15 protein-coding genes are annotated in these 21639 nt (G+C 31.7%); 9 read left to right on the top strand and 6 right to left on the bottom strand.

Translation table 11 applies throughout. The features are described from left to right. From KO504_RS09655 to KO504_RS09630, 6 genes are all read left to right on the top strand, one after another. A partial coding sequence (locus KO504_RS09655) for a T9SS type A sorting domain-containing protein (protein WP_215926350.1) occupies positions 1-1942 on the top strand: 1942 nt, incomplete at its 5' end. Between the two features lie 115 nt (positions 1943-2057). Then, positions 2058-3794, top strand: coding sequence for a sensor histidine kinase (locus tag KO504_RS09650; RefSeq protein WP_215926348.1), 1737 nt, complete (start codon positions 2058-2060; stop codon positions 3792-3794). Beyond that, on the top strand, positions 3795-4478 hold the full coding sequence (locus KO504_RS09645) for a response regulator transcription factor (RefSeq protein WP_215926346.1): 684 nt from the start codon (positions 3795-3797) through the stop codon (positions 4476-4478). A 167-nt stretch (positions 4479-4645) separates the two neighbouring features. Further along, positions 4646-5080, top strand: a complete 435-nt coding sequence (rpiB, locus tag KO504_RS09640) for a ribose 5-phosphate isomerase B (protein WP_115815480.1) — start codon at positions 4646-4648, stop codon at positions 5078-5080. Next, the gene (locus KO504_RS09635) at positions 5081-5992 is read left to right on the top strand and encodes a cation diffusion facilitator family transporter (RefSeq protein ID WP_215926344.1); all 912 of its coding nucleotides are present in this window, start codon (positions 5081-5083) and stop codon (positions 5990-5992) included. Positions 5993-5994: 2 nt separating this feature from the next. Then, on the top strand, positions 5995-6438 hold the full coding sequence (locus KO504_RS09630) for a GNAT family N-acetyltransferase (RefSeq protein WP_215926342.1): 444 nt from the start codon (positions 5995-5997) through the stop codon (positions 6436-6438). Between the two features lie 20 nt (positions 6439-6458). Here KO504_RS09630 and KO504_RS09625 read toward each other — a convergent pair whose 3' ends face one another. From KO504_RS09625 to rnpA, 3 genes are all read right to left on the bottom strand, one after another. Then, positions 6459-7232 carry an OmpA family protein gene (locus KO504_RS09625; protein ID WP_252723659.1) on the bottom strand — a complete coding sequence of 258 codons (774 nt, stop codon included), beginning with the start codon at positions 7230-7232 and terminating at the stop codon, positions 6459-6461. A 123-nt stretch (positions 7233-7355) separates the two neighbouring features. Further along, complete coding sequence (locus KO504_RS09620) at positions 7356-8990, bottom strand: S41 family peptidase (protein ID WP_215926338.1); 1635 nt, start codon at positions 8988-8990, stop codon at positions 7356-7358. Next, positions 8987-9364, bottom strand: a complete 378-nt coding sequence (gene rnpA, locus KO504_RS09615; RefSeq protein WP_215926336.1) for a ribonuclease P protein component — start codon at positions 9362-9364, stop codon at positions 8987-8989. Before rnpA ends, KO504_RS09620 begins: the two co-directional genes overlap by 4 nt. Before the next feature lie 325 nt (positions 9365-9689). Here rnpA and KO504_RS09610 point away from each other — a divergent pair, with 325 nt between their 5' ends. Then, positions 9690-14585, top strand: coding sequence for a reprolysin-like metallopeptidase (locus tag KO504_RS09610; RefSeq protein ID WP_215926334.1), 4896 nt, complete (start codon positions 9690-9692; stop codon positions 14583-14585). Between the two features lie 77 nt (positions 14586-14662). Here KO504_RS09610 and KO504_RS09605 read toward each other — a convergent pair whose 3' ends face one another. The 3 genes from KO504_RS09605 to KO504_RS09595 all read right to left on the bottom strand — a co-directional run bounded on the left by KO504_RS09605 (position 14663) and on the right by KO504_RS09595 (position 19033). Then, positions 14663-16465: a M1 family metallopeptidase gene (locus KO504_RS09605; protein ID WP_215926332.1), complete on the bottom strand. Its 1803-nt coding sequence runs from the start codon at positions 16463-16465 to the stop codon at positions 14663-14665. A gap of 2 nt (positions 16466-16467) precedes the next feature. Further along, complete coding sequence (locus KO504_RS09600) at positions 16468-18072, bottom strand: S8 family peptidase (RefSeq protein WP_215926330.1); 1605 nt, start codon at positions 18070-18072, stop codon at positions 16468-16470. 100 nt (positions 18073-18172) lie between these two features. Beyond that, positions 18173-19033: an MBL fold metallo-hydrolase gene (locus tag KO504_RS09595; protein ID WP_215926328.1), complete on the bottom strand. Its 861-nt coding sequence runs from the start codon at positions 19031-19033 to the stop codon at positions 18173-18175. A 195-nt stretch (positions 19034-19228) separates the two neighbouring features. Between KO504_RS09595 and KO504_RS09590 the strand changes: the two genes are divergently transcribed. Then, the gene (locus tag KO504_RS09590) at positions 19229-19549 is read left to right on the top strand and encodes a DUF202 domain-containing protein (protein WP_215927401.1); all 321 of its coding nucleotides are present in this window, start codon (positions 19229-19231) and stop codon (positions 19547-19549) included. Between the two features lie 82 nt (positions 19550-19631). Further along, positions 19632-21482 (top strand): cation:proton antiporter, encoded by a 1851-nt coding sequence (locus KO504_RS09585; protein WP_215926326.1) that lies wholly within the window; start codon positions 19632-19634, stop codon positions 21480-21482. Positions 21483-21639: the final 157 nt, after the last annotated feature.

Here is a 21639-nt window from a genome sequence, read left to right as displayed (position 1 = left end):
AATGAATCAAACTACAGCCATAGCCACAGGATTGGTAGCAGGTACATATAATGTAGTTGTCACAGATGCCAATGGATGTACAGCGAATGCTTCTGTAACGGTTACCGAACCAACGATGCTAACAGCCAGTGCTATGGTTAGCTCAAGTTATAATGGACAAGACTTAGCATGTAATGGAGCATCTAACGGAGAAGCAACAGTATCGGCTTCAGGTGGCACAATGGGCTACACTTACCAATGGGATGATCCAATGAATCAAACTACAGCCATAGCCACAGGATTGGTAGCAGGTACATATAATGTTGTTGTAACAGACGCTAATGGATGTACCGCATCAAATAGTGTTACCATTAATGAACCAGCTACGATAACTACGAGTATAATCTCAACAGATGTATCATGTAATGGCTCAAACAATGGCACAGTAGATTTAACAGTAAGTGGAGGAACAGCACCTTATACTTTTATATGGAGTAATTCAGCAACGACAGAAGATATGGTAGGTCTCTCATCAGGTACATATAATGTAGTTGTCACAGACGCCAATGGATGCACCGCAACAGATAGTGTTACCATTAATGAACCAACTGCGATAACTACGAGTATAATCTCAACAGATGTATCATGTAATGGCTCAAACAATGGCACAGTAGATTTAACAGTAAGTGGAGGAACAGCACCTTATACTTTTATATGGAGTAATTCAGCAACGACAGAAGATATGGTAGGTCTCTCATCAGGTACATATAATGTAGTTGTCACAGACGCTAATGGATGCACCGCAACAGATAATGTTACCATTAATGAACCAGCTACGATAACTACGAGTATAATCTCAACGGATGTACCATGTAATGGTTCAAACAATGGCACAGTAGATTTAACAGTAAGTGGAGGAACAGCACCTTATACTTTTATATGGAGTAATTCAGCAACAACAGAAGATATGGTAGGCCTTTCATCAGGTACATATAATGTAGTTGTCACAGACGCTAATGGATGCACCGCAACAGATAATGTTACCATTAATGAACCAGCTACGATAACTACGAGTATAATCTCAACAGATGTATCATGTAATGGCTCAAACAATGGCACAGTAGATTTAACAGTAAGTGGAGGAACAGCACCTTATACTTTTATGTGGAGTAATTCAGCAACAACAGAAGATATGGTAGGTCTCTCATCAGGTACATATAATGTAGTTGTTACAGACGCTAATGGATGCACCGCAACAGATAGTGTTACCATTAATGAACCAGCTACGATAATTACGAGTATAATCTCAACGGATGTACCATGTAATGGTTCAAACAATGGCACAGTAGATTTAACAGTAAGTGGAGGAACAGCACCTTATACTTTTATATGGAGTAATTCAGCAACGACAGAAGATATGGTAAACCTTTCATCAGGTACATATAATGTTGTTGTAACAGACGCTAATGGATGTACCGCAACAGATAGTGTTACGATTAACGAACCTGAATTAATTTTAAATGAAGTGACTCAAGATGATGGAATACTGGCTGCAACAGAAGCAGGCATGATTTACCAATGGTATGCATGTCCAGATACTTTGTTAACAGGAGAAACTAATCAAACATATACGCCAACTACAAATGGAGAGTATAAAGTGGTTATAAGTAATATTGAAGGTTGTAGTGTGGTTTCAGATTGCGTTACTGTTGCTAGTTTAGGTTTATCTGATACTCAAAATTCTAATGTTAAACTTACGCTTTTTCCTAATCCAGCAAAGTATGAATTATACGTTAAAGGATTGAAAATATCGACTTCTTTTGAAATTATTGATTTATATGGTAAAAAAATAAGAAAAGGAATTGTTGATTCAAATACATCCATCTTAGTTGATAAGCTTCCAGTTGGTATGTATTTTTTAAAACTTGATGGAGAAAAAGTAATAAAGTTTATTAAAAAATAAAATACAATTATAAGACAGTCAAGCGTTTGTTTATAAAATTCTTGACTGTTTTTTTATTTTATAGGAACATACAAAAAATTCAAGCTCTATATTTGATAACTAAATATTAGAAATATTGAAATTAGTTATTGCTTTTTTATGGTGTTTAGCGTTGTATCCATTTAAAATAAGTGCTCAAAATTTGTCATTTTCATCCTTTTATAATGAGACTGATAATTACGTGAGATATCATAGCCCAAAAGAAAGTTTAGATTATATAGATAGTCTTTTAATTGAAAATTCAAATTATTCCTCGAAGCAAACATTAAATACTGTAAAACTTTTTCCGTTAATTCAAGCAAATATGTACGATGTTGCTCTTCAAACATCAAAGAGCTTGCTACATGATTCGCGTTTATCAAAAAAATATAAGATTATCACGCATTTAAGACGTGCATTGATTTATGAGATTCTTGAAATTTTTGACAAGAGTGAAATAGAACTGAAACATGCAGAAATAATTCTGTCAGAACCTAAGTTTATAAAAAGTGAATTAAAAGCCGAATTGTTATACAGATACGGTTCGCTTTATCGGGTTCAGGAAAAGTACGGGTTAGCAAACAATTATGTGGATCAATCTATTACACTTTCTAAAGAAAATAATTATATAAATTCATTAGCAGTTGCCTATATGCTTAAAGGCTTTTTGACACCCAAAAATGAATTTGACGCTATTAATAATTACTATAACGACGCTCTTAAAAATTATAAAATGCACAATGATTCGTTAGGTGTTTCAGGAATGCTCTACAATTTAGGTAAATTATATTTCAAAAAAGAGGCATATAATAAAGCGTTAGATTTAAGCGATTCTGTTATTAAATATGCTAACAAATTTCCTTATCATTTTGCATATGCTAATGCCTATAAACTTAAAAGTGATATCTATAAGAAAAAGAATTTGCCTGATTCTGCACTCAGAAATTTTGAAATTTTTTACAAATTAGACACTAAGTTATTAGAAGATAAACAGGAATTAAAGATTCGGGAATTAGAATATAACTATTTACTAGAGCAGGAACATATCAATAAAAAACAGCTAGAAAAAGATAATAAAGAAATTAGCAGGTTCAACTATAAATTAAAGATGTTAATTTATAGTTTAATAACCTTGTTAATATTGATAACTATTGCTTTTAGATTTATATGGAAAAAAAATAAAACTATTAGGGAAAATAAACTTCAGATTTTTAATACAAATAAGAAACTTTCAGAAATGATTAAGGAAAAAGAAGTTTTATTAAAAGAACTAAATCACAGGGTTAAAAATAATTTATCTTTAATTTTAAGTTTAATAAATTTTCAATCAATAGATATTAAAGATACTAAACTTAAGTCTCGGTTTGAAACCTTGAAACAACGTATAGAAGCCATTGCTATTGTTCATAAACAAATGATGTTTAAATCGGATTCAAATTTAGATAATAAACATAATATTAAGGAGTATATCAATCAAATCGCACATTCATTAATAAAACTAGATCCACGGACAATCATATTTCAACCTCAAATTCTTAATATAGAAGTTTCTTTAGATGTTGCTATACCCTTAGGAATTCTTATAAATGAACTAATATCAAATAGTATAAAACATGCTGTTATAGATGAAGAATTAGAGATTAATATTCATATTTCTGAGGAAGAAGAATTTTTAAAAATTATTTACTCTGATAATGGTAAGAGTTTTAAAATAGAAAAACAAAGTAGTGGTTTAGGCCTATTTATAATAGAAAGTATGGTTAAACAACTTAAAGGAAGCTTAAAAGTTTCTGAATTTCAATATAACATAAAGATTTTAAAAGCCAGACTATAGATGCCAAATATATTAATTGTTGAAGATGAAATACTAATCGCTCATCTTTTAAAAAGTCATTTAGAGGACGCTGGTTTTAATTGTTGCGGTATAGCTATAGATTATGAAGAAACTATTGTAGCTCTAGAAACCAAAACTATTGACTTTATTTTTTTAGATGTATCCCTTTTTGGAGATAAGAGTGGGATTGAAATTGCGACATATATAAATGGTAATTACACTATTCCATTTATATTTTTAACATCTTATAATGATAATAATACTATAAAAGAAATAGCAAAAACAAAACCGGTAGGTTATTTATCAAAACCATTTAAAGAGATTGATGTTGTTACAGCATTAAAATTATATTTTAGTACTGTTAAAACAGATTCTTTTAAAAATTTTAAACTCATCATTGGGAAGACTACTTATAACATAGACTTAACAAAGCTCTTATACGTAAAATCGGAGCATGTTTATTCCAAATTAATATTTTTAAATAAAACACTTCTAATCCGAGAATCATTAAGTAATCTCATAGATATTTTTCCACAAGAGATACTTGTTAGAATAAATAGAAGTGTTGCAATTAATCCAATTTTTATTAATAAAACTACTGCAACGACGGTAGAAATAGGAGATGAAATATTTAAACTTTCTAGAAAATATTGCGATAATATAGATTATTTGGATAGTAATTAAAATTATGACAGTCATTCATAAATTCTTTAACTTTTAAAGTTTTATATTAAATTTTGAAGAAAGTTTCATTCTTACAGTTAATCTTACAAAGAAGTCTTAATCCAAAAACAATAGGGCTATTTTTATTCGTAACTTTGTTGTATTAAATTAACTCAACATAACACAACATGACAATCTCAATAGGAAACGATCACGCAGGACCAGATTATAAATTTGCTATAGTAAAGCATTTAGAAGCTAAAGGTTATACTATTAATAACTATGGAACAGACACTTTAGATAGTGTAGATTATCCAGATTTTGTACATCCTGTAGCAAAAGATGTTGAAGCTAAAAAAGTAGATTTTGGGATACTAATTTGTGGCAGTGCAAATGGTGTAGCAATGACAGCTAATAAATACCAGCATGTAAGAGCTGGAGTTTGTTGGACAAATGAAATAACGGAATTAACACGTTTGCACAACAATGCTAATATTATTTGTATTCCAGCACGTTTTACATCAATTCCGCAAGCTATAAAAATGGTAGATACCTTTTTAGAAACTAAATTTGAAGGTGGTCGTCATCAAAACCGTGTAGATAAGATTCCATTATCATGTTAAATGAGTCATTCACACAATCATTCGCATAATTCTAAAGACTTAAAGGGGCAAAAGCTTTTAATTTCAATACTTCTAAATATTGTTATTACTGTAGCTCAAGTTATTGGTGGTTTTGTTTCTGGTAGTCTTTCATTACTCAGCGATGCTTTACATAATTTTAGCGATGTTATTTCTTTAATAGTTAGTTATGTAGCTGCTAAATTATCGAAACAAAAAGCATCTATTGATAGAACTTTTGGTTATAAACGTGCCGAAATTTTAGCTGCCTTTATTAATGCTAGTACGTTAATTATTGTAGCAATAATCTTAATTTTTGAAGCTGTAAAACGTTTTAAAAATCCACAAGAAATAGAATCTGGTTTAGTTATTTGGTTAGCCGTTGTTGCCATTATAGGTAATGGTCTAAGCGTTTTATTATTAAGAAAAGATGCTAAAAATAACATTAATATGCGTTCTGCTTATCTGCATTTACTTACAGATATGTTAGCAAGTGTTGCAGTATTAATTGGTGGTTTATTAATGAAATACTACCAACTGTTTTGGGTAGATAGTTTATTAACCTTATTAATTGCATTGTATTTAATTTGGGTAGGTTACGATTTGTTAAAGACATCTACTAAAATGCTAATGCTGTTTACACCAGATGATATTAACATTAAAGAGGTTGTAAGAACAGTTAATAAACTACCAAAAGTTAGTAAATTACATCATGTGCATATTTGGAATTTGAGTGACGATGAGTTACACTTAGAAGCTCATTTAGATTTAAAAGAAAACATTTCTACTACAGCGTTTAATGATTTACTTTTAGATATTGAAACTGTCTTACATGATGAATTTAATATTAATCATGTCACCATTCAACCAGAGTTTAATAAAGAAGACCCTAAAGAGGTCATTGTACAAGATTAACTATGTTAACAACTAAAATAAGCGCTTTTAACGAACTTTCTATAGTAGAGTTATATGATTTACTTCAATTAAGAAGTGAAGTCTTTGTAGTAGAACAAGATTGTGTATATCAAGACATTGATGGTAAAGATCAAAAGGCACTTCATGTTTTAGGTTATAAAAATGAAAAATTAGTTGCTTATACAAGAATTTTTAAACCTGGAGATTATTTTAAAGAAGCTAGTATTGGTAGAGTCGTAGTAGAACAAAAAGAACGGCAATATAAATATGGATATACAATAATGAACGCTTCTATAGAGGCTATTAAAACTTATTATAATGAAACCATCATTAGAATTTCTGCACAAACGTATTTAAAACGTTTTTATAATAATTTAGATTTTAAGGAAGTAGGAGAAGAATATCTAGAAGATGGTATTCCTCATATTGCTATGTTGCGTTCTTAATTATTTACTAAGGAAAACTATTATTTATCGTAAATTCTAGTTACTAAGATTTCTACACGTCTATCTAACTCAGGCTCACCACCCAAAGGAGCTTTACGTCGCATACCAACATATTTCATTCGGTAGTGTTTTACACCTTTGTCTGCTAAATAATCATAAATATACTTAGCGCGCGCAACAGAAAGATTACGTTTTTTTGTTTTTCTATCTACAGCATCTCTATTACCTTGAGTACAACATACATGGCCTTCAATGGTAAAATAAATGTTAGTACGTTCTGCTAATATTTCAGCAATTTTATCTAGTACTTTTTTCGAGTCTTTTGTTAAATAACTATAGCCTGTTCTAAATAGTAAATTGTCAAGTAATATTTTATCTCCTTCTTTTAAATCTCCTTTTAACAAGTCTTCTGGATTATTCTTTTCAGGCTTTTCTTCTTTTTCCTTTGGAGGATAGACAGGAGTAACAATGATTTCAACTTTACGATTTAAACCTCGTATTTTATTAAGGTCATCTTCACGTATAATATTGACTAAAATTTTACCTTTTCCATCAACATTAGTCATTTTAGACTCATCAAATTCGTTATTAGAAAACACTTCTTTTATGGCATCTGCACGATTTTGAGATAAGACGAGATTATAATTATCACTACCTCTATCATCTGTAAAACCATAAATTGTAACTTTTTCTATATCAATATCTTCAATTGTAGATAGAAAAAGTAATAACCTACTGTGTTCTGTTTCTGGTATATCGTGTTGATCAGTTTCAAAATAAACCTCGTGCTTCATTTCTTTTTGAGAAAAAGAGAATTGAAAGCATAGGCATAAAAGGATAATTAGGGGTCTCATTTTATTATAATTTTCTTACTTACAGAAAACATTTATGATGTTAAATATAAAAAAAATAAATTTCTATCTCAAAATACTTGCGTATTGTAGCGGATTATTAAGAATACTTATGGCTTTTTTAATTTCAGCATTGTGAGCAGTGTAATAGGTATATAAACCTTCACTGTAGAAATAACGTTTAATAATTTCGTCTGTAAGTAATGATTTTAATTGCGTTTTGTTTTCATCAATAGCATTAGATTTATAGGCTTGTAATGCTTTAGTCAAGCTAGCATATTCTGATGTAATTACAGCGTCAAGCTCTTCTTCTTTTGCTACGTTAATGGCGTTTGTTAAGGCTTTTTCAGTTTTAGTTTCAAAATTGAAACCACTTGTTTTTATATAGTTTTTAAATGTTTTGAAGTCAGAATCGGAAAACTCAAAGCTGTTTAGATTTTCAACTTTATTGTTGTAATAATAATTGGTTGCAAAGTTGAATACTAAATTTTCATTTGATATTGCTTTAGTAATTGGTGTTTGTTTTGCAAATTCTACTTCAATATCAGGTTGTACACCTCCACCGTCAAAAACATCGCGTCCATTTTTAGTTTTAAAGGCATTGTAATTTTCTTTTTGAGTTCTTGTAGCTTTTCCATTTTCATCTCTATTCCAATAATCTAATGCTTGAATACAACGGCCAGATGGAGTATAATATCTAGAAATCGTAATCTTCATCTGTGTACCATAAGTTAGAGGTTTTGGACGTTGTACAAGACCTTTTCCAAAGCTTCTTGTACCAACTACCACAGCACGATCCATATCTTGTAAAGCACCAGATACAATTTCACTTGCAGAAGCACTTCTTCCGTCTATTAAAACCACCAGTGGAATTTGTGTATCAATTGGTTCGCGCTTGGTATAATAAGTTTTATTATATTTTTTTACTTTAGATTTAGTGGTTACCACCAACTGATCTTTAGGAACAAAAATATTAGTGACGTTAACAGCCTCGTGAAGTAAACCACCAGGATTTCCTCTTAAATCTAAAATTAACTGTGTAGCTCCTTGATTTTTTAACGCTTTAATAGCTCTAATTGTTTCGGAAGACGCTTTATCATTAAATTTTCTTAACACAACATAACCCGTTTTTTCATCTACCATAGCGTAGTGTGGGACTGCTTTAATTTCTAAAGATTCTCTAATAATTTTTACCGTATTGGTTTTTCCTTGACGTTTATAAACTAAAGAAACTTCAGTACCTGAAGCTCCTTGCAATAAATTTGCAGCATCTTCTTTAAAATCTGCTACGGCAACTTTATCTACTTTAATAATTTCATCACCAGCTTTAAGACCAGCTTTATCTGCAGCATAACCTTGGTAAGGTTCAACGATTACCAATTTATCTTTTAAGGTTAATACTTTTGCTCCAATACCTGTGTAATCGCCTGCATTATTAATTCTAGAGGCCTCGACATCTTGTTCGTTGTAAAATTGTGTATAAGGATCTAAATCGTCTAACATGCTTTTAATGGCTGTATCCATTAAGTCTCCAGGATTAGTATCATCTACATAATTCATGTTAATTTCTTTAAAAAGTGTTGTAAATATTTCTATTTGCTTAGCAATTTCAAAAAAATCGTTTTTAAATGCTGTAGTGCTAGTAAATATAAGCACAGCCAACACTGGAAGTATTATTTTTTTATGTAGGAGTTTTTTCATTTGTTAGAAGTTTTGTCGGTAAATTTCCTAAACAATAATTTCATACTATCATTTAGTTTCTCAAAAGTTGTTCCATCTTTACTAAGGTACAAAATCATAAACGCAAAAGACGCAGAACTATTGTTAAAATATAATGGTTTATTAAGTCTGTAAGCTTCGCGTAATAACCGTTTTATTTGATTTCTAGAAACCGCAGTTTTGTGCAAACGCTTACTTACAGAAACACCTGTTTTAAGTTGATATCCATCTTCAAATTCGGTTTTAAGATATACCAATTTTAGTGGGTAAGCTGTTACTGCTTTTCCTTCTGTAAAAAGCTGTTCGATTAGCTTTTTGCTTTTTAATTTATCTTTTTTTGAATATTTAAAGCTCATTTATATAAATCCGATTTAGCAAAAATAGAAAACCACATCTATTTGATACGAATTTATACACATATTAATGTTTTTATTAGCTCTAAGGTGTGCTTATTAGGGATTAATTTGTAACTCATAGGATAATTATAGATATAAATTAACAGCTACTGGTAGTGCTTAAATCTTGTAAGTTATTAAATTATAAGGTAATGTATATAAAAGATGCACATTGTCTGTTTATAAAGCATTTTGTCTAATAAACTTTTTTTGAAAGCATTTTTTTTCAAAAGCACCTATATTTGAGAGAAAACTAACCCGCACCATTCTAACCTTTCCTACTTTTATGTCTAAAAACTACTTCGCTTTTATAGTATTTATAGTATTATCTATAAATATAAGCGCACAAGATTCTTATTGGTTTCAAACCGTAACAAAACAGTCAAATATTACAAAAGATGAAGTTCCTTTAGAGCATATAGCGTTTGATTTAAATACTGCATCTCTGCTTAATCTTTTTAAAAAGGCTCCTAACCGCTTAACACAAAAAAGATCTCAAATAGTGATTTCTTTACCTAATGAAAAAGGAGAATTAAATAGCTATCAACTATTTGAAGCTTCAAATTTTCATCCAAAACTAGAAGCAAAATACCCTGAAATAAAATCATACATTGGAAAAGGTGTAAATAATGGGGCTACTGCGCGTATTAGTTATTCACCTTCATTAGGATTATCCGTTTCTATTTTTAATCTCGATAGACCAACAACACTTATAAAGCCATTAGATTATAATAATGGGGTTTATGCTGTTTTTTCAAGAAATGAATTGGATGAGTCAAGTTCAGATTTTGAATGTACCACCATAGAATCGGCAAGAAGAGAAATAACATCATCTGGTTTAACAAATAGAAATGCAAATGATAGTCATTTAAGACTTTACAGAGCGGCTATATCAACAACTGGAGAATATTCGCAATTCTATCTTGATGGTTTTGAAACAACAGATGAAGAACGAAAAGGAAAGGTGTTAGCTGCAATAAACCAATCGTTAACGAGAATCAATGGTATTTTTGAAAGAGATTTTGGAGTGACTATGCAGTTAATTTCAAATAATGATGCGATAATTTTCTTAGATACTTTTACAGATCCTTATAATGTTGATAATTTAATAATTCAAAATACAATAGACACAATTATTGGTGATTCTAATTATGATATAGGTCATTTATTTGCCTATGAAGGTTCTATATACGGAAACGCAGGTTGTATTGCTTGTGTATGTACAACAGGTTCTAAAGGAAGTGCATATACAGTACATAGCAACCCTAATTCTGATCATTTTAATTTAATTGCAAGTCATGAGTTTGGACATCAATATGGTGGCTGGCATGTGCAAAGTACCTTAAATTGTAGAAGTTCTAATGAACTTCAAGAAGTAGAACCAGGTAGTGGGAGTTCTATAATGGGATATGCTGGTATTTGTTCACCTAGCGTACAAGATAATCCGGATGATTATTTTAATTATGTAGATATTAGAGATGTTGCGCAGTGGACTATAAATGATAGTTCTTGTGCACAACTTACAGGATTAACTAATACTGCTCCTATTGTTAGCGCAGGTAACGATTTTACGATTCCTATGTCAACAGCATTTATTTTAGAAGGCACAGGAAGTGATCCTGAAGGAGACCAAATTTCATTTTGTTGGGAAGAAAACGATCCAGAAAACCCTTTTAGTAGTGATACTCCACAACCAACAAGGCAATTTGGCCCTATGTTTCGTTCAAAGCTTCCTGTAGAAAGTCCTAACCGTTATATGCCACAATTATCAGATGTCGTTAATGGTAACTTAACACCAACTTGGGAGGTTGTACCTTCTGTAGCAAGAACAATGGATTTTGTTCTTACCGTTAGAGACAATAATCCAAGTGTAGGACAAACCGCTTCAGATGAAATGACAGTTACTGTTACCGATACGGCAGGCCCTTTTATTGTAACGTCTCAAACAACAAACGAAGTATGGAATGTAGGAGAAAATACAACAGTTACTTGGGATGTTGCTAATACAAATGTGGCTCCTGTAAATGCTACTGAAGTTGATATTTTCTTATCTATTGATGGAGGTTTTACATATCCTTACACAATAGCAACTGGGATAGCAAATGATGGGTCAGAAATTATTAATATTCCAAACGTTCCAACCACAACAGAGGCAAGAGTTATGGTTAGAGGTGCAAACAGTATTTTTTATGCTATTAATAGTTCTAATTTTGAAGTACAAGCATCTGAATTTGTAATGAATTTTACAGAATCAAATATGACGGTTTGTAAACCAAACGATGCCGTTTATAATTTTACATATAACACCTTTCTAGGATTTAATGAAACTACTGTTTTTTCAGCACTAAATCTTCCGGCAGGTGTAACAGCTACTTTTAGCCAATCGTCTGCATCAGGTAACAATACTAATATACAAATTACTATAAGTAATACGGCGTTAGTTGCTAATGGTTCTTATGATATAACAATAAACGGAACTTCAGATTCTGCACAAAAGAACTCCATAATTACATTAGAACTCTATGATGTTAATTTATTAGCACCTTCGCTTCAATTTCCAGAGAATAATGAAACCACTGTAGATGTTAATAGCATTTTTACGTGGCAAGAAGACATTAATGCCTCTAGTTATAACATTGATATAGCATTAGATCCTAGTTTTAATACAATAGTTTTATCCGAAACTACTCTAATTAATTCATACAATGTCTTAGGATTAGATTACAGTACGGTTTATTACTGGCGAGTTAAAAGTGTAAATGATTGTGGAATAAGCGACTATTCTAATGTTAACGAATTTATTACGCTTTGTGTTGCCCCTAGTAATATACTTATAACTGATATCATGTCAGATTCTGTTGAAGTTAGTTGGCTAGAAAACGGTAATGCCACAACATGGGAAATAGAGATTGTTGAGGGTGGCGATTTACCAACAGGTGTTGGTGTTTTAACTTCTAATAATCCATATAGCATAAGTGGTTTAAACTCGTTTACAATTTATGATATATATGTAAGATCTGAATGTGGAGATGATAATAATAGTGCTTGGATAGGTCCTTTAAGTTTTACTACAGCAGCTAATTTTTGTAATGGAGATCATTTTTATGATTCTGGTGGTTTAGATGGTGATTATTCAAGTGGAGAATATATTACTACGGTTATAGCACCCTCTGCCGGAAATAATAGCGTTACCGTTACTTTTAACGAGTTTCAATTAGAAAATAGTTACGATTATTTATATATCTATGATGGCCCAGATATAAATGCGTCATTTTTAGGGCAATTTACAGGAACTGCAAACCCTGGAACTTTTACTTCGTCACATTCTTCAGGAACTTTAACATTTGTGTTTTTCTCAGATGAAAGTGTTACAGGCAGTGGTTGGGATGCTACGGTTACATGTCAATTTATCACATGTCCAGATCCTATAGACTTAATCGTGAGTAATTTGATGTTCAATTCAGCCGATTTAAGTTGGACAGCTATTGGTAATGAAACAACTTGGGAGTTTGAATACGGTTTAACAGGTTTCTCTCAAGGAACAGGAACTCTTATAAATACAAGTATTAATCCAACAACTTTAACAGGTTTAAATGCGTCTACTAGTTATGATGTTTATATTAGAGCCAATTGTGGTGCAAACTCAGGTGAAGATGATAGTAATTGGGTAGGACCAGTAACTTTTACATCGATGTCAGATTTTTGTGGTGGAGATCATTTTTATGATTCAGGAGGAGCAAATTGGAACTACCAAAGTGGAGAAGACATTACAACAGTTATTACTCCTTCTGCAGGTTATAATAGTGTAACAGTTAGCTTTAATTCATTTCAATTAGAAAACTGTTGTGACTACTTAAGAGTTTACGATGGTTTAGACATTAATGCTCCTTTTCTTGGGCAGTACAATGGTTCTACAATTCCAGATTCGTTTACTTCCAATAATCCTTCAGGAGCTTTAACATTTAGATTTACTTCAGATGGAAGTGTTACGCGCAGTGGTTGGGATGCTACGGTGATTTGTGAGACTATTATTTGTCCTGATTTATCTGATTTTTTAGTAGAGAATGTGTCTTTGAGTTCTGCAGACCTAAGTTGGATTGCTGGAGGTAGTGAAATAACGTGGGAAATAGAATATGGACCATTAGGTTTTACCCAAGGCGATGGCACTAGTTTAATATTAAATGCAAGTCCATATACTTTAGATAACTTAGACCTGGACACTACTTACGATATTTATATTCGTGGAAATTGTGGTATAAATTCAAGTGAAGAAGATAGCAATTGGATTGGACCAGTAACATTTACAACCCAAGATATTACAACCCCAGGTATTTTAGTTGCTGAACTCACAGATGAATTACAAGGTGAAGTGACTTTAAATTGGGGAGCAATTGCAAATTTTACGGGTAGTTGGTTGTTAAACTTTAATCACGATTGTAATAATAGTTATTCTCAGATAGAAATTATTTTTTATGAAGATTACACCTTTTTTATTCCATCGGAAAGTAACTATGGCACATGGGAAATAAATGGTAATCAAATAACATGGACTTATGATGTAGGTTTTCAATACTCAGGTGTTATAACAGGAAATTATATGGAAGGAACAAATGATAACGATGGTTGTTGGTATGCTGATAAAATAGTAGACTCTAACTATACTAGCTATGTCATTGGAAACTTATCTAGTTTAGGATGGGTTAATACAAATGTTAATGAGGATATTTCTATAACATCAACAATTACATCAACAGCATTTGGCTTTTTAGAGTATAACATTTATAGAAATAACGAATTTTTAGCATCAACAACCGAAACAACATATATAGATATGCTTCCAAGTTTTGGTACTTACAATTACTATATCACTTCTGTATTTAGTGAAGGAGAATCTGAAGCTTCTAATATTGAAACCATTGTTTGGGAAAACTTAAATGTGAAAGAGAATGAACTTGAAGGAATTGAGATATTTCCTAATCCTACAGAATCTGTATTAAACATTAATTCGGCAATACCTATTGAGTCTATTGAGGTGTTCTCAATATTAGGACAAAAATTAATGTTTATCACTTCAAAAAACACTAAAAACCAATTGGATATGTCACCTTTAGACGTTGGAACTTATTTTGTAAAAGTTTGGTCTAACCAGCAATTTAATATTTATAAAGTGATAAAAAAATAAGTACACTAACTTAATTTATAAAGAAAAAGCGCAACTTTTGTTGCGCTTTTTTTATAATGTATATTAAAGTACTTAAGTTACTCCTTGGTAATTGTGTTATTCTTAGGATTAACATCTGCCATCATCTGAGAAGCATCAATCTCAACCGATTTTACGGCCTTTTTAGCTTCAAATGAATAGGTTGGTATTGCCCAGGCCCAATCTTTAATAATAGTTGCTGAGGTAGGCTTTTCTCCACGCATCATTTGTAGCGGAATATAAAATTCTTCTGTTGAACCATCTGTATAAGTTACAGATAGATCTATAGGCATTGGCATAAGACCAATACGCTCTAAAGTGATTGTTTTTCCTTCTACAGTTTTTACTCCATAATCTATTGTATTTGTAGTTTGAGCAAAATCTATAAAATACCAATCTAGTTCTAAATCTGTGATGCGTTCGGCTGTTCTTATAATATCAAATGGTTTCGGGTGTTTAAACTTAAAATCTTCAAAATACTTTTTGATGGTTTTATCTAAGTTGTCTTCTCCTATAACATAGCCTAATTGTGCTAAAAATACAGCACCTTTACTATAAGCTGCCGCACCATAAACTCCATTTAATGCATAACGATCAGAGTGTGTTGTTAAAGGTTGTTCAACTCCAGAATTTGCTAAAGCTAAATACCCTCTGTAAGATCCATAAAGCGGATTAGATTTCTTATTTTCACTAAGAGAATTCATAGCTAAATTAGAAATATAACTTGTAAAACCTTCATCCATCCACTCGTGTTTAGATTCGTTGCTAGCTAATAAAAATTGAAACCATTTGTGAGCTAACTCGTGTGCTGTTACACCTAATAAGCTTCCATATTTACGTTCACCTGTAATTAATGTACACATAGCATATTCCATACCTCCATCTCCTCCTTGGATTACAGAGTATTGATCGTAAGGATAGTCTCCAATGTTTTCGTTAAAGAAATCCATTAATAAAGCAGTATCAGATTGTAACTTTTTCCAGTTGTCTAAATAATTTTGCTTTAATGTTTTCTTATAGTAAAAATGAAGCAATGGTCCATTTGGCATTTGTAACGTATCGTGAATATAATCTGGATCTGCAGCCCAAGTAAAATCATGCACTTTTGGCGCTTTAAAATGATGGGTTTTCTTTCCAGATTTTAAAGTTGGTTCGCCTTGTAAATAGCCTGTACCACCAACGACATAAGCTGCATCAATAGTTAACTTTACATCAAAGTCTCCCCAAACACCATGAAATTCTCTTCCTATGTAAGGATCGGCATGCCAACCTTCATCATCATATTCTGCTAACTTAGGATACCATTGTGACATGGATAAGGCAACACCTTCTTTATTATTTCTACCAGAACGACGAATTTGAACTGGGACTTGGGCATCAAAATCCATATCAAACGTCACTTTTTCTCCAGGTTGAATAGGTTGATTTAACTTTACTTCTAAAACAGTACCAACAGTTTCGTAAGAAATAGCTTTTCCGTTTTGTAATAATGAATTGACTTTTATATATCCAATTTCATTAGGTTGAAGTTTACTAATACGATCACCAACTCTAGGATCTGGATCGTTAATAGTACGTGAGCGAACATCCATTTCACTACCAGGTTGAAAGGCATTAAAATATAAATGGTAATACACGTGATTTAATACATCTGGCGAGTTATTAGTGTACACTAGCTTTTGCTTACCTTTATACTGATAGTTATTGACATTCATGTTAATTTCCATAGTATAATCTACATGTTGTTGCCAATAGCTATTTGTAGAAGCTTTTATTGGATTAGAATCTTGCACTGTTTTTCCTGTGGCGCCACAAGAAAAGACTAATGCAATAACAAAAAAGCTTAATAAAAAATTCTTCATGTTTATTTTAATTTAGAAGCCATAATTAATGCGTTGTAAGCATTAACTATTCTGCCAGATTTTGATATATCTGAAAAAGACTTAACGTTAGAAGCATCTCCCCCCACAACGACTTTAGTTGTTAATGGTAATCCAGACTCTAAAATCACTTGTTTAACTTGTGCAGCAGATAATTTTGGATAGTAAGAACGTACTAAAGCAGCAACGCCAGCAACCGCAGGAGATGCCATTGATGTTCCACTATTTGGCTTATATTCATTTTCTGGAGTTGTAGAATAAATGTCAGAACCAGGTGCAAAAACATCTACATTCTTTTTTCCATAATTAGAGAAACCAGAAACGATTTTAGATCCGTATTTAGATGTTAAAGAACCAACTCTAATATAAGTATTTGATATTTCAACAAAATCAACATTATCATCTGGAAAATTAGGTGCTACGTCTACATTTTCACTAGAGTTACCAGCTGCATGTACAAATATGACATCATTATCTGATGCGTATTTTATAGCTTCTCTCACTTTATCTGCATGTGGAGAAAACGATTTTCCAAAACTACCATTAATTACTTTTGCTCCATTATCTACAGCATATCTTATAGCTAAAGCTACATCTTTGTCGTATTCATCTCCATTAGGTACAGCTCTAAGAGACATAATTTCAACATTATTTGCTACGCCATTAGCTCCTTTTCCATTGTTGCGTTCTGCAGCAATAATACCAGCAACGTGAGTACCATGAGATTCCGATTTTTTTACCGGTTTTACGTTTCCGTTTCCGTAACCTATTTCAGAAAAATCATTGATATCATCTCCTGTTGTACGACCCGAAAAGTTTTTATTTAAATTAAAGTTTAAACGTTCGTTAATACTTTCTAAACCGTTATTAATTTCTTTTTTTGCTTCAGCTAATGATAATCCATTACTGTTCATTTGATTTGCAATTTGAATCGCTTGAGACAGTGCTTGATCTTCTGTTTTAATAGCATTAATTTCATCAATTGTGTAATCACTTTTCCCTAAGTGCTTAGTTAAAGTTTCGTCAGCACCATTTATAGCTTGTGCAAATTGATCGTATTGTGTTTTACGTCCTAACCACAATTGGTAATCTTCTTCATATTTAGCTTTTGCTGCTTCGTAACTTGGGTTTGAAGCATCTCCAGAGGCTAAAATACGTACATATTCTAATTGTTCATCGTAAGCATCTCCTAAGAAATTCCAACCGTGTACATCGTCTATATAGCCATTATTATCATCGTCTTTTCCATTATTTGGTATTTCATCTTCATTGGTCCAAAGTACGTTTCTTAAATCTTCGTGATCAATATCAATTCCAGAATCAATTACTGCAACAATAACTTTTTGTCCTTTTTTATTTTTAATGATTTCAGTGTAAGCCTTGTCAACACTCATACCAGGAATAGTGTCTTTTACAAGGTCTAGGTGTCCCCAATTTTTTTTCTCTGCATCAGTTAATGCTGTAACTTTTAAAGGTGAGCTGTCTATGTTTTCGATTGGTGTAGAAAGAATTTCTCCTGTACTACCACATCCTAAAAAAAGTGTTGCGGAAAATCCTAAATAGGCTATTAATCTGTAATTAAATTTCATGTGTTCTTGTTTATTGTTATTGATTTGTCACTTACCATTTACAATTCATAAACATTTCTTTATGTGGTAATGTTTATGAGGTGCTTATTGCATGTGTGTTTTAGTTAAATAGTGTGTTTGTTGTAAAAGTTTCGTTTAGTCGTACTCCTTTTTCAGTATGTTTTACGGTTATAATTTCGTTATGTGCATCGTGTTCTAAAAACAAGTAGAAGTTGTTGTCTGCAGCCATATTTAAAAACAATTCTTTTTCGTCAAGAGTTAATAAAGGTCTGGTATCATAACCCATTACAAAAGGTAATGGTAAATGACCTACTGTTGGCAATAAATCTGCCATAAAACAAATGGTTTTTCCTTTGTATTGTATCATCGGAATCATTTGTTTATCGGTATGTCCATTGGCAAAGAAAATATCAAAGCCTAATTCGGAATTTTTTAGAATAGGATTGTCTGGGACAGAAGTAAACTTTAATTGACCACTTTGTTCCATTGGTAAAATGTTTTCTTTTAAAAACGAAGCAACTTCACGTCTGTTAGGTTCTGTTGCCCATTTCCAATGGTCTGCATTACTCCAAAAGTGCGCATTTTTAAAAGCGGGTTCGTAACCTGTTCGGTCTTTATTCCATTGAATACTACCTCCACAATGATCAAAATGAAGGTGGGTCATAAAAACATCGGTAATATCATCACGATGAAATCCATGAGCAGCTAATGATTTATCTATACTATCATCTCCATAAAGAAAATAATAACCGTAGAATTTATCACTCTGTTTGTTGCCCATTCCTGTATCTATTAAAATAAGGCGATTGCCATCTTCAATTAACAAGCAACGTGCAGCAATATCTATCATGTTGTTGTTATCAGCAGGATTGGTAAGTTGCCATAAAGATTTTGGTACAACACCAAACATGGCTCCTCCATCGAGTTTAAAATTTCCGGATTGAATTGGATATAATTGCATTTGCGAAATTTTTATATAGTCTTGCAAATTACTAAAAGCTTTAAAACTAATTGTTGTTAGTCTTAATAAATTAGAGGATATTTAACAAATAAGAAGAATGTGGCTTTTGGCTGTTCTAAAAAATAATTACATTTAGATTGAGAAAATGAAGTTTTAATGAAACGCACATCAAAATCACCTTTAAAAATTAAGAATATTAAACTTTTACGATTTGGACGCGATTTTGAACCCGACCAAAAAGTTATTTTACGAGATTATTTAGCTATTGAACGCACACGTTTAGCTAATGAGCGTACACTTTTATCTTATATTCGTTCTTCATTATACTTGTTATTGGGTGCTATTGCACTTTATCAATTAAAAGAATTTGCCAATTTTAAATACTTAGCACTCACGGCTATAATATTTAGTGTGGTCTTTTTTATCATAGGTGTTTATAGGTTTACATTATTAAAAAAGAGTTTGAAACGTGTGTATTATAAATCGGAAGAAAAACAAGAAGATAACGACCAATAATTCTCGTATAGAATCCTTTCATAATTTCATGATAAGCTTTCTATAAAAATAGAATTTGTATTTTCACACAAAAAGAGAATAAATGTTAGAACTAGCCGGAATAATAATTCTTGGAATATTAGCCCAATGGGTTGCTTGGAAATTTAAAATACCAGCAATTTTACCCTTAATTTTAATCGGACTTTTAGTAGGACCAATTGCTGCTGAATTTTTAAGCGAAGATGGTTCTAAATGGATAGAACCCATCTGGAATGGTACCAAAGGTTTATTTCCTGGTGATAGTCTTTATTATTTTGTATCACTTGCTATAAGTATTATTTTATTTGAAGGAGGTTTAACCTTAAAACGCGCCGAAATAAAGAATGTAGGCCCTGTAATTACTAAATTAATTACCGTTGGTTCTGCCATTACGTTTTTTGGTGCTGGTATAGTAGCGCGTTATACTTTTAATCTAAGTTGGGATTTATCTTTTCTATTTGCAGGCCTTATTATAGTTACAGGACCAACAGTAATTACACCTATTTTACGTAATATTCCTCTTAAAAAAGATGTATCTACCGTTTTAAAGTGGGAAGGTATTCTTATAGATCCTATTGGAGCCTTAGTAGCCGTTTTGGTATTTGAATTTATAAGCGTTGGTGGTGATAGTGGTTTTACTAAAACAGCTTTAATGGAGTTTGGTAAAATTGTTTTATTTGGTACCACATTTGGTTTTACGTTTGCCCATGCCTTGGCTTTTGCAATTAATAAAAAATTGATTCCTCATTATTTGTTAAATGTTGTATCGCTTTCAACTGTATTACTCGTTTTTGTAGAATCTGAATTATTTGCACACGAGTCTGGTTTATTAGCTGTTGTAGTTATGGGAATGGTGTTAGGAAATAGTAAGTTAGAAAACTTAAAAGAATTACTTTATTTTAAAGAATCACTAAGTGTATTATTAATTTCTATATTATTTATCCTCTTAGCTGCAAATATTGATATTGATGATTTATTGTTGCTTTATACATGGAAAACGGCGATTCTTTTTGCTGCTGTTGTCTTTATAATTAGACCTTTAGCTGTTTTTGTAAGTACTCAGGGTTCTAAACTTAATCTTAATGAAAAACTGTTTATAAGTTGGGTAGGACCACGTGGTATAGTTGCCGCAGGTATTGCGTCACTTTTTGGAAGTAAATTAATGAGACAAGGTGTTGAGGGGGCAGAATATATTACACCTTTAGTATTTATGATTGTTTTAGGAACGGTGTTATTAAACGCAACAACTGCGCGTTTATTTGCAAGATTAGTTGGTGTATTCTTAACAAAATCTAATGGTATTTTAATTGTTGGAGCTTCAAAATTATCACGATTACTAGGTCATTATTTAGAATCTAACGGAAGGCATGTGGTATTGATTGATAGCAATCAAAATAATATAGATAAGGCTCACGAATTAGGTCTAGAAGCTTTAAATACTAATATATACTCTGATACGCTCTCGGATAATATTGAATTAAATGACGTTGGTTACATTATGGCAATGACTGGAAATTCAGATATAAATGCCTATGTGATTGAAAAATTTAGTAAAGAATTTGGAGAAAATGGATCGTATAGGTTGGTGACATCTGACGAAATGAATAGTCCAGAGAATAGTCCAAAAGAAGGTTTGTTTTCTCCAACAGATGATTATATTAATTTAACTGAGGTAACTCGTAAATATCCAGCTATTCAAGAAATAGAAATAGATAATAAGGAACATTATGTAAGCCTTATGGAAATGGCGAGTAAGGATAAATATATGATTCCGTTGTTTTTAAAGGATGACGAAGGAGAACTTCATATTATTTCAGTTCATAATATGGAAGTGCCAGAAATAGGCCAAGATTTTAAGTTGGTGTATCTGGGAAAACCCTTTGATGTAGAAAAAGTGGCTAATGAAGAAGCTTAATTAAGGCTCTTATAGATAAATTAAGATAGCCTGCTAATAGCGTTTTTAAAAGCGATTTAGATATTTTAGTATACCAGTTGTATCGGTTGTTTAGGCAGAATCTATTTTGTATTTTTATCTATAATAGATCGTATTTATTGAAATTATATTCGTTTTT

The sequence above is a fragment of the Winogradskyella psychrotolerans genome, assembly GCF_018860565.1.
Classification (GTDB): Bacteria; Bacteroidota; Bacteroidia; order Flavobacteriales; family Flavobacteriaceae; genus Winogradskyella; species Winogradskyella damuponensis.
Note: the sequence above shows the minus strand (reverse complement) of the source record. Positions and strands in the feature narration are given on the sequence as shown.

What these genes read in the sequence shown, in the direction of transcription:
- KO504_RS09645 (WP_215926346.1), top strand. Translation starts at nt 3,795, where the DNA reads ATGCCAAATATATTAATTGTTGAAGATGAAATACTAATCGCTCATCTT.
- rpiB (WP_115815480.1), top strand. Translation starts at nt 4,646, where the DNA reads ATGACAATCTCAATAGGAAACGATCACGCAGGACCAGATTATAAATTT.
- KO504_RS09635 (WP_215926344.1), top strand. Translation starts at nt 5,081, where the DNA reads ATGAGTCATTCACACAATCATTCGCATAATTCTAAAGACTTAAAGGGG.
- KO504_RS09630 (WP_215926342.1), top strand. Translation starts at nt 5,995, where the DNA reads ATGTTAACAACTAAAATAAGCGCTTTTAACGAACTTTCTATAGTAGAG.
- KO504_RS09625 (WP_252723659.1), bottom strand. Translation starts at nt 7,232, where the DNA reads ATGAAGCACGAGGTTTATTTTGAAACTGATCAACACGATATACCAGAA.
- KO504_RS09620 (WP_215926338.1), bottom strand. Translation starts at nt 8,990, where the DNA reads ATGAAAAAACTCCTACATAAAAAAATAATACTTCCAGTGTTGGCTGTG.
- rnpA (WP_215926336.1), bottom strand. Translation starts at nt 9,364, where the DNA reads ATGAGCTTTAAATATTCAAAAAAAGATAAATTAAAAAGCAAAAAGCTA.
- KO504_RS09610 (WP_215926334.1), top strand. Translation starts at nt 9,690, where the DNA reads ATGTCTAAAAACTACTTCGCTTTTATAGTATTTATAGTATTATCTATA.
- KO504_RS09605 (WP_215926332.1), bottom strand. Translation starts at nt 16,465, where the DNA reads ATGAAGAATTTTTTATTAAGCTTTTTTGTTATTGCATTAGTCTTTTCT.
- KO504_RS09600 (WP_215926330.1), bottom strand. Translation starts at nt 18,072, where the DNA reads ATGAAATTTAATTACAGATTAATAGCCTATTTAGGATTTTCCGCAACA.
- KO504_RS09595 (WP_215926328.1), bottom strand. Translation starts at nt 19,033, where the DNA reads ATGCAATTATATCCAATTCAATCCGGAAATTTTAAACTCGATGGAGGA.
- KO504_RS09585 (WP_215926326.1), top strand. Translation starts at nt 19,632, where the DNA reads ATGTTAGAACTAGCCGGAATAATAATTCTTGGAATATTAGCCCAATGG.